This is a genomic window from Bacillus sp. S14(2024) (assembly GCF_050473785.1).
Lineage (GTDB): Bacteria > Bacillota > Bacilli > Bacillales > Bacillaceae_G > Bacillus_A > Bacillus_A yunxiaonensis.
In genome coordinates, this window is the sequence record NZ_JBFLUP010000001.1 from 1 (window position 1) to 16,107 (window position 16,107).

At 32.0% G+C, this 16,107-nt stretch carries 5 protein-coding genes and 1 pseudogene; all 6 read left to right on the forward strand.

The features are described 5' to 3' along the window. On the forward strand, positions 1 to 1,882 hold a 1,882-nt coding region (locus AB1279_RS00005), incomplete at its 5' end, for a condensation domain-containing protein (RefSeq protein ID WP_429757427.1). Further along, entirely contained in the window at positions 1,843 to 2,028 is a 186-nt protein-coding gene (locus AB1279_RS00010) for a hypothetical protein (protein WP_429757428.1), read from the forward strand. The genes AB1279_RS00005 and AB1279_RS00010, both read left to right, overlap by 40 nt. Before the next feature lie 192 nt (positions 2,029 to 2,220). Continuing rightward, positions 2,221 to 3,516: pseudogene (locus AB1279_RS00015) on the forward strand (condensation domain-containing protein). A gap of 14 nt (positions 3,517 to 3,530) precedes the next feature. After that, positions 3,531 to 5,330 carry a non-ribosomal peptide synthetase gene (locus AB1279_RS00020; RefSeq protein ID WP_429757429.1) on the forward strand — a complete coding sequence of 600 codons (1,800 nt, stop codon included), beginning with the start codon at positions 3,531 to 3,533 and terminating at the stop codon, positions 5,328 to 5,330. Positions 5,331 to 5,383: 53 nt separating this feature from the next. Further along, positions 5,384 to 6,640 carry a hypothetical protein gene (locus tag AB1279_RS00025; protein ID WP_429757430.1) on the forward strand — a complete coding sequence of 419 codons (1,257 nt, stop codon included), beginning with the start codon at positions 5,384 to 5,386 and terminating at the stop codon, positions 6,638 to 6,640. A 19-nt stretch (positions 6,641 to 6,659) separates the two neighbouring features. Next, positions 6,660 to 16,103 (forward strand): amino acid adenylation domain-containing protein, encoded by a 9,444-nt coding sequence (locus AB1279_RS00030; RefSeq protein ID WP_429757431.1) that lies wholly within the window; start codon positions 6,660 to 6,662, stop codon positions 16,101 to 16,103. The last annotated feature ends 4 nt before the right edge of the window (positions 16,104 to 16,107 follow it).

Genomic DNA, 16,107 nt, shown 5'->3' on the forward strand with positions numbered 1-16,107 from the left:
AGCGAGATGGACGCCAGATGGAAATATTGATTATCTTGGTCGAATAGATGAACAAGTAAAAATTAGAGGTTTCCGTATTGAATTGGGTGAAATTGAAAGTAAACTAAGAGCACTACCTGAAGTGTCAGACGCTGTAGTGTTGGTGAAAGAAAATAATGGATCGAAGATCATTTGCGGGTACATTATTACAGAGTCTTCTGTAGAGCCTGCTTATTTAAAAGAAGAACTAAGTCAAAACTTACCAGAATATATGATACCTGCATGCTTTGTTCAGTTGGAAGAATTTCCACGAACTCGAACAGGTAAATTAGATCGTAAAGCTTTGCCAGACCCTAGTTTTACAGACCTAGAAGAATATATTGAACCTAGAAATGAGAGAGAAGAAGCTATTGTACAAGTTTTTCAAGATGTGTTAAATATTGATGGATTAATCGGAATCGATGCGAATTTCTTTTCATTAGGTGGAGACTCTATTAAGGCCATCCGAATTATTTCGAAGTTAAGAGAAAAAGGATATAGCTTAAAAGTTCCAGATATTATGGACAAAAAAACACCTCGAAGAATCGCACAAAGCGTTCAAGTGAAAGAGGAAGTGCTAGAGATTGACCAATCGGAAGTTATAGGAGAAGTTCCACTGATTCCAATTCAAAAAGCGTTTATGGCTCACAAAGGAATGGACAAGCATCATTTTAACCAATCCGTTTTCTTACAAATCCCTACGGGATTAGCGCTTCTACCTTTGAAGCAAGCGTTAAGATCGCTGACCATTCATCATGATATGTTAAGAGCTACTTATAGAGATGGGAAACAAATCATTCTATCTGTAGCGGATAGTGAATTTGTAGCGGTAGAAAGCTATGATTACACCGCATTCCCATTGGAAAAAGCGTATGCCATGGTTGATGAACAGTCTACTAAAATTCAAGCTAGTATGGATTTGGAAAACGGTCCGCTTTTAAGAGCTGGAGTCTTTCAGCTACAAGATGGTGATTATCTTCTATTAAGTATTCATCATTTAGTGGTAGATGGAGTTTCTTGGAGAATCTTGATAGAGGATCTTAAAGTAGCCTATGAAGCTGCTAAAAATGGAAAGGAGATTCAGTTACCTCCTAAAACTCACTCCTTCAAGGAGTGGGGCTTGGCACTGCAATCTTATCGCGAAAGCTCTCAATTACAGTCTGAAGTGAATTATTGGAAGACTGTTGAGTCTAAGGTGAATATAGGAAAATTGTTATTACCTGTAAAAGAAGAGGGATTATACTTAGAGCCTCAAAAAGTAACAATGTCCTTATCTAAAAAAGAGACTGAGAACCTACTACAAAAAGCCGGCACAGCTTATTCAACTGAAATTAATGATTTATTATTAACGGCAGTTGGTCGTGCGGTGAACAAGATCACAGGTCAAACTTCTTTAGCCATTCATATGGAAGGGCATGGGCGTGAAGCAATTATGGATTCTATGGTCATTGATCGTACTGTCGGTTGGTTTACTAGTACGTATCCAGTTGTCTTAGAGGAACTTGGCGATTCTATTGGAATGGATATTAGTAAGACGAAAGAAACTTTACGGAGAATTCCTCATCATGGAATCGGTTATGGCATTCTTAATGAATTGGGAGAGACTGTTCTTGAAGGAGTGGAACCTGATTTAACTTTTAATTATCTTGGAGAGTTTCAATTTAGTCAATCTGGAGAAGATTTTTCAGAGAGCAGTCTTTCACATGGAAGAGATGTTTCAGAAAAGGATACTTTCCATACCAAATTATCTTTAGATGGTGCAATCTCAGATAAAAAATTAAGTGTAGTTTTAAGCTTCAATGGTTCAGAGTACGTAAGGAGGAGATGGATGTTTTCATCCAAGCAATTAAAGATGAATTATTAGAAGTAATTCAACATTGTTTGGAACAAAAAGAAACGATCCGAACACCTTTTGACCTTGGGGAAGAAAATTGGTCACTTGAAGAATATAACAATGTTGTTCAAAATACGCGGAAAAGGGATATGAGGTTGATCGCATTATCCCGATGACAGGGATGCAAGAGGGAATGTTGTATCACAAATTGTTAAATGAAGAGTCAAGTGAGTATGTTGTTCAAAGTGTGTATTCTGTTAGTGGCTTACATTCTGTCGAGCATTTGAAAATGAGTTGGATTTATTAAAGAAAAGCACGGCGTGCTTGAAACGAGTATTGCTTATCAGAATGTAAGTGAGCCAAGACAAGTGATGTTAAAGGGAAGAGATATTGAATTTAATGAAATAGATCTTTCACAGTCAAAAAATCAAGAAAAGGAAAGAGAAGCCTTCTTAAAAGAGGATGTTCGAAGAGGTTTTGATTTAGAAAACGATAGTTTAATTCGTGTAGCTTTCATTCACTTAGAAAATGAATCGCCTCAATTAGTAATTAGCTTCCATCATATTATAATGGATGGCTGGTGTACTTCAATTTTGATGAATGATCTGATCCAGTTCTATTCTCAATTGGAGTCAGAGGTACAAAAAAATACAATTCATGAGAATTTATCATCTAGATATGATTATGAGAGTTATATTCGATTAACGCAAAAAAATGACAAAATAGCCGCGCGAAACTATTGGACAGAATTATTAGAGAACTATGACAATGAGTCTATAATCAAAGGATCTATAGAAAACAATTCAATTGATGGAGAAATTCAAGTACATGAAGTGCATTTAAGTATAGAAGACACCCAAAAAATTGAAGAATTATGTCAATTTGAAAGTTTAACATTAAATACTTTTGTAGAAGCTGCATGGGGAATATTATTGCAACATTACACAAATCAAAATGATGTTGTATATGGGAAAATTGTATCAGGTAGAATATTGATATACCTGTATCGAAGATATGGTTGGGTTGTTTATTAATACAATTCCAATTAGAGTTGAAACAAAAACAAAGAGACCTTTTTAAGTATGCTATCAAGGCTACAAAAACAAGCCATTAAAAGTAGTGAATTTGATTATTGTTCGTTAGCAGAAATACAATCGCAATGTACAAATTTAGAGAATGATTTAGTTCACACAGTAATTGCTTTCGAAAATTATTACACTCAAGAAAGTTCACAAGAAACATCGCTTAAATTGGAATTATTAAGCGGTAGAGAAGAGACTAATTATCCTTTAACTGTAGCAGCTTATAAAGATGAAGCTTTAAAGTTTGGTTTCATGTACCAAACAGATAAGTTCACAGAAAATGATATTATTTCAATTTCTAATCATTTCGTAACAATTATCAAAGAAGCAATCACTAAAAATGACATTTTAATTGATGAAATTGATTTTATTGATGAAGAAGAAAAGAATCTGGTGATTAATAGCTTTAATAATACTACGATGAATTTTGCTAATTCTAAATTAATTGTAGAATTATTTGAAGATGTAGTGAAGAATAATCCCGATAAAGTAGCTTTAAAATTTAAAAACGAACTCGTTACTTATAAAGAGTTGAATAATTGGGCTAATTGTATTGGCTATAGTTTAAGAAATTCGGGGTAGGTAAAAATGATGTAGTGGCATTTGTGACAGAAAAATGTAATGCAATGGTGGCTGGTATATTAGGAATATTGAAATCGGGGGCAACATATTTACCTATTGATGCATCTCATCCAAATGAACGTGTGAATTATATGCTTGATAATGCGTCAGTTAATGTAATATTGCAAGGTTCCGGAAAAACATTGAGTTCAGAAGTTTTAAATAAATATAAATCGATTACTATAGATGATATTAGTGTTGAAAGTATCCCAAACTTACCACATATAAATGATATAGAAGATTTAGCTTATATCATTTATACTTCCGGGACAACTGGGAATCCTAAAGGTGTAAAAATTAATAATAGGAATGTACTAAATTTAGTAGAATGGCAGAAAAATAATGCGGAGTTTAATAATAAAACGGTTGTCTTACAGTATTTTAACTATATATTTGACGGATCTGTTTGGGAAATATTCCCGGCCTTATTATCAGGTGTTACCTTAGAAATTGTGCCCGAAGAGTACAGAAATGAACCTTCATCTTTAATTAATATGTTCAAAGATCGCCAATTGACAATAGTACCGTCTCTTTTTATAGCATTAATGGATTATGCAATTGAAAATAATATGATAGAACAATTTAATTCATTCGATAAATTATTTCTAGCAGGCGAAAGTCTTCCTTTAGATGTGATAAGAAAATATCAAAATATTTCTAATGGAAAGATTGATGATGTATTTAACGTATACGGTCCAACAGAAACAACAGTTTGTTCAACTTACTATAGATTTAATTCAAAAGAAAAAATCAAAGAAGTATTAATTGGTAAGCCTATCGGTAACACAAAGTTATATATTTTGAAAGGGAATAAACTATGTGGTGTTGGGATTGAAGGAGAGCTTTGTATTGCAGGTGAAGGTGTTAGTGAAGGATATGTCAATCAACCTGAACTTACAGAAGAAAAGTTTGTTGAGAATCCGTATAACCCTGAAGAACGTATTTATAGAACCGGAGATTTAGCGAGATGGACTTCAGATGGGAATATTGAGTATCTCGGTCGAATTGATGAGCAAGTAAAAATTCGGGGTTATCGAATTGAGCTTAGTGAAATTGAAGGAAATCTCAGATTAATTAATGGTGTGAAAGATGCAATCGTGATACCTAAGATGATTAATAACAATCATGAATTATGTGCATATATTTTAAGTGAACAAACAATTGATTTTGATTACATTCGTAAAAGTTTAGAGAGAGATTTACCTGACTATATGGTCCCGCACTATATGATGACAGTAACAGAATTCACGAAAACCAAGTCAGGGAAGGTTGATAAAAAAGCATTGCCAGTTCCTAAATTGATCGTACAGAACAAGTATGAAGAACCTAGAAATAGTATCGAACAGGTAGTGGTTGATATATTCAAAGAAGTTCTAGAGGTTTCTGAAAGAATAAGCGTTACTGATAGTTTCTTTGATTATGGTGGTGACTCACTAAAAGCTATTAAAGTTATTTCAATGCTTAGGAAAAAAGGTTATGACTGCAACATTAGAGAGATAATGGATAGAAAATCAGCGCGAAAAATCAGTGAATTCTTTGGAAATGAAAAATTATTACTTACAAAAGAAACAAAAGTAAATGTAAATTTCAATTTAGATGAATATATCTCACAAAATTATGGAACATATATTCATAGTAAAGAAAAAGTCGTTTTGGTTGATAAAGTTAAATACCGTATTCTGTTTGTGGAAAATATTACCTTAAATTTAAAGAACAGAGTTTTAGAGGTGATAAACTTGAATATGGAGCCGGAAGTTTTCCTAATTATATTCTAGATATGAAAGACTATGAAAAAATTAAGGACAATATGTCAAGGTCGGAATTTAAAATGACTCTTTCTGATAATGAGATTAGCGAAAATATTATTAGGCATAAGAAATTTGATAGAGACAGCTTACAAAAACTAATTGACATGGATAAAATTGATTTTTATTCGCCATCTCCAATACAGGAGTATCTTTTAACATTTCCTTATTCAATTATTCAAGATGAATTTACTATTCGAGGAGCCTATCATGCTGAAGATTTCATTGAAGCTACAAAGTATTTGATCAAAGAGCATGGTTCATTAAGAAGTGTATTGCTAAAAACTAATGGATTAAATCTAATAGGTGAAATTTCAAGTGATGAAATTCAAGGTATTGAATATGTTGATTTGAGATACAGTTCTTTAGAAACGTATGATCAAACAATGAAAAAAATTAAGTCTATTGATCATTATAAAAATATGAATGAATGGGATGTATTAAGTAATATTTTTATTGTTCATGAAGATGAAGTTACATTTAGTATCCATATTTCATCACATCATAGTGTTTGGGACAAGGCAAGTTCATTGATCTTAAAAAATGAACTTATCGAAATACTTGAGAATGGAATAAAACCTAATATTTCTAGAAGTAGGTATGCTGATTATGCACAACTTTCTAATCAATTAGTAGAAAATGAGGATCAAGAACTAACTAAATTTATTTCAGAGTATGAGAATTCATTGATAACTTATTCTCGTTTAAATTATCAAAATAAAATTGTTCGTGCAGAACTTGCTGTTGTAAAAATTCCAGAAGAGATATTAACTAATTTTGATGAAGAAATATGGGGTCTAATAGAAAGGATATTAGATGTAATAGTCTTTGAAAATAAACTTACTAATGGAAGTGATGTAGTTCCATTGCAATTCGTGCAAGAAGAACGAAGCAGTATTGACCATAAGTTTATGAATCAAACTGGACCTATAATTGATATGCTTCCATTAATGAAAAAGTCAAATTTCTCAATACTAGACCAAATTAATCAAGTTAAGGTAATGAAAAAAGTTTTTGGTTTAAATTGGCTCAATATCTTTAGAGAAAACTTTAAATTGATGGACGGAGTTTTGTTAATTAATTATTTAGGTCTCTATGAAATGAATTACAAAGAATATATTGAAGACATAAGTTCTGATAATTATGAAGCAGCAAGAGAGATAACTTTCAGTAAATATGAAGATAAATTAATAGTTCGTTACCCAGTATTTGAGAACTGTAATAAAAATATCAAAGATCTTTTACAGGAAAAAGTTAACCCATATTTACAAATTAACTAAACTGAAGGTAGTGAAAAAAATGTCCGAGAAAACATTAAATATACAAAATCCTGAAGTATTTGATAGCCAAGAAAATTCTTCTATTTTCCAAAATAATTTAATAACTTTATTCGAAAGAGAAGTAAAAAAGCATCCAGGAAAAATTGCTGTTTCTGATAAAAACACTGAGATTTCTTATCAAGAATTAGATATGAAATCAGAAATAGTTGCCAATAAAATCAGAAATGAAATTATTGGGAATGGAAAATACATTGGAATTGTAGCTGAAAGAACAGCAGAAACTATCATTGGAATATTAGGCATTATTAAAGCTGGTTTTGCCTATATGCCGATAGATGAATCATACCCAGACAATAGAATTAAGTATTTGTTGAAAGATAGTGGAACCAATTATATTTTGACGCAGCATGAGGAGAGTTTGAAGCATTTAATGCTTCAAACTCCAATATTAAACTTGAACAAAATTGATTATTCTGATTATTTTATTAATGAGAATAATTCTACTCTTGTGAAACCAGAAGATTTGGCATATCTAATTTATACATCTGGAACAACAGGAACCCCAAAAGGAGTAATGGTAGAGCATAGGAATATTATTAGATTAGTAAAAGAGACTAATTATTGTAATTTTGAGGATGTTTCTATTTTACAAACAGGATCCTTATCTTTTGATGCATCTACTTTTGAAATCTGGGGTGCTTTACTAAATGGCGGCCATGTTCATATAGCTGAAAAAGAGTTGTTAGGTGATATAAATTTATTCAAAGATGTAATTAGAAACTTAAAAATAAATACTATGTTTATTACAACGGCCCTATTTAATCAGTTTGTCAGTTTAGATGCAGCAGCATTCAATTTATTAAAACAATTATACGTTGGTGGGGAAGCTGCGTCAGAAGAACATGTGAAGCTATTTTTAAAATACAAAAGTGATGATTTGGCTTTTTACAATATATACGGACCGACTGAAGCAACTACCTTTTCATTATTTCATCCAATAAAAAAATTGGAGAAAACTAGTAATAAAACTCCTATTGGACAACCAATTAGCCATACAACTGCATATATCTTTCAAGAAGGAGTTGAATGTGAAGTCGGTGAAATTGGTGAATTGTATCTAGGTGGGATAGGAATTTCTAGAGGTTATTTAAATCAAGACGTTTTAACTCAAGAAAAATTTGTTTGTCATCCCCAAAATTATTTAGAGCGCTTATATCGTACTGGAGATTTAGTCAAAAAATTACCTGATGGCAATATTGAATATGTAGGTAGAATTGATGATCAAGTAAAACTTAGAGGATTTAGAATTGAACTCGGGGAAATTGAAAGTCGATTAAAAGAGATTGCACAGGTGAAAAATGCAATTGTAATTTTGACCGAGGATGCAGGGGAAAAATATCTATGTGCATACATTATTGAAGATTCAGAGATTGCTATTACTGATTTGAAAGATAAATTAGATAATAATTTACCGGATTATATGATTCCTGCACATTTTATAAAACTAGATGAATTCCCTCTTACATTAAATGGTAAAATAGATAAAAAATCATTACCGAAACCAATATTTGAATATGGTGAAGAGTATATTCAACCAGACTCTGTTGAAAGTATATGTGTAGCAAATGCTTTTTCAGAAGTTCTTGGGGTTGAAAAAGTGGGCTTAAATTCAAATTTCTTTGATTACGGTGGTGATTCAATAAAAGCGATTCGTATGGTATCCAGCCTAAGGGAAAAAGGTTTTAACTTATCCATGGAATCAGTAATTAAAGAAAAAACTGTTGGGAATATTGCTAAAACTATCGAAAAGATTCAAAAATATACAATTAATCAATCTGAAATTACGGGGAATGTTAAACTGACTCCTATTCAAAGTCAATTTTTTGAATCCGACATGGAAGAGCCAAATCACTTTAATCAGTCTGTCTTATTTGAGAGCGAAGAACAAGTTGATTCAGATATTTTAAGTCAAACTATTTTTTGCTTAGTTCAACATCACGATATGTTAAGAGCAAAGTATAGTAAAGACGGTAATCAGATTATAAAGCCTATTTCTGATTATGATGAAAATGACTTTAATTTTCTTTTGTTTGACCTTATGCATTTAAATGAACAAAATAAAATAAATGAAATGATATTAAGCGAAGGGAATAATATTCAAAAGTTATTAAATCTAGAAGAAGGGCCGATATTAAAAGGGGCTATTTTTAGAACTAAAGATAAAGACTATGTACTTATCTGTGTTCATCATTTAGTAATAGACGGTATTTCCTGGAGAATTATTGCTGAGGATTTAAACTATGGTTATCAAAAAACTAGAAATGGTGAAAAAATTGAATTTCCTAATAAGACTGTTTCTTTTCAAGAGTGGAGTGAAGAATTACATAAATACAGAAATTCAGATAAATTATCTTCAGAAATTCCTTATTGGTTAGAAGTGGAAAAGAACATTCCAAACAGTCATTTTGATAATAAAGCAGTTACCGAAAAAGTTGGAACTGAGTATGAAGTATTTCAAATATCTGAAGAGACTACAAATAATCTTTTGTACAATTCACATAAAGCATATAATACAGAAATCAATGATTTATTGTTAACTGCTCTTTTCCGTACAATTAACAAATTGACAGGGCAAACAGATATCTCTATCTTGATGGAGGGCCATGGAAGGGAGTCGATTGGAAAATACGTACCAATTGATAGAACTGTTGGTTGGTTCACTACAATTTATCCTGTTTCTATAAAAGATATAGGTAAGAGCATATCAGATGATCTTTGCAATACGAAAGAAAATTTCAGGAAAATCCCAAATCATGGATTTGGTTATTCGGTACTTAAATATTGTGGCGATAAAGTATTAAAAGATGAAATTCCAGATATTACGTTTAATTATTTGGGGAATTTTTCTCAAGAAAATAATGGGCTAGTTCTTAAAATTAAAGATACTGACCACGGTGAGCAAGTTTCAAAGTTTAATCGATTTGGAAGCCCTATAGTAGTAGATTGTGTAGTCATCGAAAAGGAATTGAATGTTACATTAATATATGATTCTGGACTATTTGAAGAGAGCTTCATTCATAAGTTAAAAGATTATTATAGGAATGAATTAGATGAAGTTGTTTCTCATTGTATGTCCTCTGATGTACATTCTACACCTTCAGATAAAGGTGAATTATCTTGGTCACTATCTGAGTATAAAAATGTTGAAAGAAAATTGAAAAGCAAAAATCAAGGATTAAATCGTATTTATCCACTCACTTCTTTACAAGAAGGAATGCTTTTCCATAAATTAGAGAATCCTGATTCATCTGTTTATTTTGTTCAAAATATATTTAGACTAGAAGGAAAAGTAAATAAAGAATACCTAAGTAGAAGTTTAAATTTATTGCAAGAAAAATATCCTGCACTATCAGTTAGTATTATTCATAAAGAAGTAAGTGAGTATAGACAGGCAGTAATTACAGGAAGATCTGTAGAATTAAATGAAATTGATTTAAGTACATCTGTCAATATAAATAGTGATTTTGATATGGTTTGCCGTTTTGATATGGAAAAAGGATTTGATTTAGAAGATGATAATTTAATTAGAGCTATTTTGGTGAAATATAGTGAGGAAGAGTACCGTTTGATTCTTAGTTTCCATCATATAATAATGGATGGATGGTGCACATCAATTGTTATTAATGATTTGCTTAATTTCTATACTGAAATTAGTGCAGGGAAAGAAATTTGCCAAATCAATAATTTAGAGAAAATTAGTTCAACTTATGAAGATTTTGTGTATCTAATGCGAGAAAAAAATATTCGCAAAGGAATTGAGTATTGGAAAGAGTTATTAGAGGATTATGATAACCAAGCAATGATTTTACCGTGTGGGGAAGTTGAACAAAATAATAATGAAACTGGATTGGCCAGTATCCGTCTTAGAAAAGATGAAAAAGAAAAATTAGAAGAATTGAGTCGTAAACATGGAGTTACTTTAAATACGATTATTGAAGCTGTCTGGGGAATCTTATTGCAACGATATACCAATCAAGATGATATTGTCTTTGGAAAAGTCGTATCCGGTAGGAATGTAGAGCTAAAAGATATTGATAAAATGGTCGGTTTATTTATCAATACAATACCAGTAAGGGTAAAAGCAGGTCGTAATGACACTTTCCTTGAATTATTGACAAGCCTACAAAATCAAGCACTTGAAAGTGGGAATTTTGATTACTGTCCTTTAAATGAAATTCAAAGCCAATGTACTGATAATGATAGCTTAATCACTACCATAGTTGGTTTCGAGAATTATTATGAGACTAATATTGAGCAGACTAAGGATTTCTCCCTTTATTTTGAGAAACTAAGAGAGCAAACAAACTATCCACTTAGTCTAGATGTATTGAATGAAGAGAATCTTACATTGAAGTTAATGTATGACGCTCAAATATATAATAATACTTTCTCAGCTAGGTTGTTAGAAAATTTACATTCGATAATTTTGAGTATTATAGAGAAACCAGATATACAGATAAAAAATATTGAAATGATTGGGGAACAAGAAAAACAGATTGTACTTTTAGAATTTAATAATACTCAGATGACATATTTGAATGATCGAAATATTATTGAAGTATTTGAAGCGACAGTTGCTAATTACCCTAACTTAATTGCACTAAGATACAAGGAAGAAACATTAACCTATAAGGAACTTAATCATTGGGCAAATTCAATTGGAGAAGAAATTAGAAATAGAGGAATAAGTAAGAACGATTTTGTAGGGATTATTTCTGAAAAATCATTCGAAATGTTTGCTGGAATTTTGGGTATCTTAAAATCTGGTGCTGGCTATTTACCTTTAGATCCAGGGTATCCAATGGATAGAATTAACTTCATGCTAAGTGATAGTAATACAAAACTAGTTATAACAAGTTCTCATATTAAAGATTTAAAAGAAAAATTTGAAAATATAAGTTTCTTAGATATAGAGGAGTGCTATTCAAGTAATAAAAATAACTTATCTATTATATCAAGCGCAGATGACGCTGCTTATATGATTTATACGTCAGGAACTACAGGAACGCCAAAAGGAGTTATTGTAGAACATAAAAATGTTATAAATTTAGTTGAATGGCAAAAGAATACAGGTAAATATACGGAAACTACGGAGGTCTTGCAATTCTTTAATTACATTTTTGATGGATCTGTTATGGAAATCTTTCCTACCTTATTAACTGGCGCAACATTGGTTATAGTTCCAGAAGAAGATAGAAATAATCCGGAAAAATTATTAGAATTGATGAGAAATAGACAAGTTATAATGGTTCAGTCAATGTTTAAAATTATAGTAGATTATACAAAATCAAGTAAAAAAGAACTCTTATTTGAAAAGGTTTATCTTGGAGGAGAATGTGTGCCAATCGATTTGGTACGTCAACTCAAAGAACTGATTGGAGAAAAAATAGAGGATGTATATAATTTGTATGGTCCTACTGAATGCACAGTTTGTTCTACTGGTTATAACTTTAATAGTGAAGAGGATCTTTCAATTGTTTTAATTGGTAAGCCAATTGCAAATACGCAACTATTCATTTTAAATGAGAATCAGATTTGCGGAATTGGGGTTCCTGGAGAGTTGTGTATTAGTGGTGATGGAGTAGCTCGGGGATATTTAAATAGACCGGATTTAACAGAAGAAAAGTTTGTAGAAAATCCATATCTTCCTGGACAAAAGGTGTATCGAACAGGTGATTTAGCGAGATGGACGCCAGATGGAAATATTGATTATCTTGGTCGAATAGATGAACAAGTAAAAATTAGAGGTTTCCGTATTGAATTGGGTGAAATTGAAAGTAAACTAAGAGCACTACCTGAAGTGTCAGACGCTGTAGTGTTGGTGAAAGAAAATAATGGATCGAAGATCATTTGCGGGTACATTATTACAGAGTCTTCTGTAGAGCCTGCTTATTTAAAAGAAGAACTAAGTCAAAACTTACCAGAATATATGATACCTGCATGCTTTGTTCAGTTGGAAGAATTTCCACGAACTCGAACAGGTAAATTAGATCGTAAAGCTTTGCCAGACCCTAGTTTTACAGACCTAGAAGAATATATTGAACCTAGAAATGAGAGAGAAGAAGCTATTGTACAAGTTTTTCAAGATGTGTTAAATATTGATGGATTAATCGGAATCGATGCGAATTTCTTTTCATTAGGTGGAGACTCTATTAAGGCCATCCGAATTATTTCGAAGTTAAGAGAAAAAGGATATAGCTTAAAAGTTCCAGATATTATGGACAAAAAAACACCTCGAAGAATCGCACAAAGCGTTCAAGTGAAAGAGGAAGTGCTAGAGATTGACCAATCGGAAGTTATAGGAGAAGTTCCACTGATTCCAATTCAAAAAGCGTTTATGGCTCACAAAGGAATGGACAAGCATCATTTTAACCAATCCGTTTTCTTACAAATCCCTACGGGATTAGCGCTTCTACCTTTGAAGCAAGCGTTAAGATCGCTGACCATTCATCATGATATGTTAAGAGCTACTTATAGAGATGGGAAACAAATCATTCTATCTGTAGCGGATAGTGAATTTGTAGCGGTAGAAAGCTATGATTACACCGCATTCCCATTGGAAAAAGCGTATGCCATGGTTGATGAACAGTCTACTAAAATTCAAGCTAGTATGGATTTGGAAAACGGTCCGCTTTTAAGAGCTGGAGTCTTTCAGCTACAAGATGGTGATTATCTTCTATTAAGTATTCATCATTTAGTGGTAGATGGAGTTTCTTGGAGAATCTTGATAGAGGATCTTAAAGTAGCCTATGAAGCTGCTAAAAATGGAAAGGAGATTCAGTTACCTCCTAAAACTCACTCCTTCAAGGAGTGGGGCTTGGCACTGCAATCTTATCGCGAAAGCTCTCAATTACAGTCTGAAGTGAATTATTGGAAGACTGTTGAGTCTAAGGTGAATATAGGAAAATTGTTATTACCTGTAAAAGAAGAGGGATTATACTTAGAGCCTCAAAAAGTAACAATGTCCTTATCTAAAAAAGAGACTGAGAACCTACTACAAAAAGCCGGCACAGCTTATTCAACTGAAATTAATGATTTATTATTAACGGCAGTTGGTCGTGCGGTGAACAAGATCACAGGTCAAACTTCTTTAGCCATTCATATGGAAGGGCATGGACGTGAAGCAATTGTGGATTCTATGGTCATTGATCGTACTGTCGGTTGGTTTACTAGTACGTATCCAGTTGTCTTAGAGGAACTTGGCGATTCTATTGGAATGGATATTAGTAAGACGAAAGAAACTTTACGGAGAATTCCTCATCATGGAATCGGTTATGGCATTCTTAATGAATTGGGAGAGACTGTTCTTGAAGGAGTGGAACCTGATTTAACTTTTAATTATCTTGGAGAGTTTCAATTTAGTCAATCTGGAGAAGATTTTTCAGAGAGCAGTCTTTCACATGGAAGAGATGTTTCAGAAAAGGATACTTTCCATACCAAATTATCTTTAGATGGTGCAATCTCAGATAAAAAATTAAGTGTAGTTTTAAGCTTCAATGGTTCAGAGTACGTAAAGGAGGAGATGGATGTTTTCATCCAAGCAATTAAAGATGAATTATTAGAAGTAATTCAACATTGTTTGGAACAAAAAGAAACGATCCGAACACCTTTTGACCTTGGGGAAGAAAATTGGTCACTTGAAGAATATAACAATGTTGTTCAAAAATACGCGGACAAGGGATATGAGGTTGATCGCATTATCCCGATGACAGGGATGCAAGAGGGAATGTTGTATCACAAATTGTTAAATGAAGAGTCAAGTGAGTATGTTGTTCAAAGTGTGTATTCTGTTAGTGGCTTACATTCTGTCGAGCATTTGAAAATGAGTTTGGATTTATTAAAAGAAAAGCACGGCGTGCTTGAAACGAGTATTGCTTATCAGAATGTAAGTGAGCCAAGGCAAGTGATGTTAAAGGGAAGAGATATTGAATTTAATGAAATAGATCTTTCACAGTCAAAAAATCAAGAAAAGGAAAGAGAAGCCTTCTTAAAAGAGGATGTTCGAAGAGGTTTTGATTTAGAAAACGATAGTTTAATTCGTGTAGCTTTCATTCACTTGGAAAATGAATTGCCTCAATTAGTAATTAGCTTCCATCATATTATAATGGACGGCTGGTGTATGTCGATTTTAATGAATGACTTAAGTCAATTCTATTCTAAGTTAGAATCTGGTATTTCAAAGCATGAAATCAGTAAAGAACTTCATAGTCGTTATGACTATGAAGAATATATTCGAACTATTAAGTTCATTGAGAAAGAAGAAGGGATTAAATATTGGTCAGAATTATTAAATGGATATGATACAAATGCTCAAATTGAAATAAATTCTAATTGCGAGTTAGAATCAGAAGAAATTATTATTTCTGAAACATCACTTAGCATCGAAACAACAACACAACTAGAAAAACTTTGCCGTACTACTGGCGTTACAATGAATACATTCCTTGAAACAATCTGGGGAGTATTACTTCAAAAACATATAGGACAAAGAGACGTAGTTTTTGGAAAAGTTGTTTCAGGAAGAGATGTTGAAATAAATAATATCGAATCTACAATTGGGCTTTTCATAAATACTATTCCTGTTCGAGTAGTTACCGAGCAGAAGAGCCAATTTAATGATTTGCTTAAGGAAATGCAAAAACAAGCCCTTTCAAGTAATGAATATGATCACTATTCATTAGCTGAAATTCAAACAGAATGTACGAACTTAGGGAAAGATTTAGTTAAATCTGCAGTTGTTTTCGAAAATTATTATAAAACGGAGCAGGATAAAGATAATAAATTGAAATTTGAATTAAAAGATAATAGAGAGCAAACTAATTATGATATGACTTTAGTAGGTTATCAGAGTGAACAATTACAATTAAAACTAATGACTAATGCTAATTGTTATGATGAAAATATATCAAAAAAATTACTCTCTCAATTATTAAACATTGTAGAACAAGTACTTCAAGATCCATCTATTCCAGTATCAAATATTCAAATTTCATCCAAAGATGAAATCAAACAAATTATAGACTCGTTTAGTAAATGTAATGAAATTTCTAACGTTCAACATACTATTCTTGAATTATTTGAACAACAAGTTAGAATAGCGCCTTATAAAATTGCATTAAGTGATGATAATAATGAAATGACATATTTAGAACTAGAGCAATTAGCCAATCGGTTAGCCAGCAAGCTACTAAATGATTCAGAAAAAGGTAATGATTATATTGGATTGGTTGTTGAAAGAAATATATATACAGTGGTTTCAATGGTAGCTATTTTAAAAGCCGGTTATGCATATTTACCAATAGATCCAGATTATCCGCCAAATAGAATTAATTATCTTATCGGTGATAGTGGATTAAAGATTGTTTTAGTTCAGGATGATAGATTAGCTAACTTTATTGTATGATTCA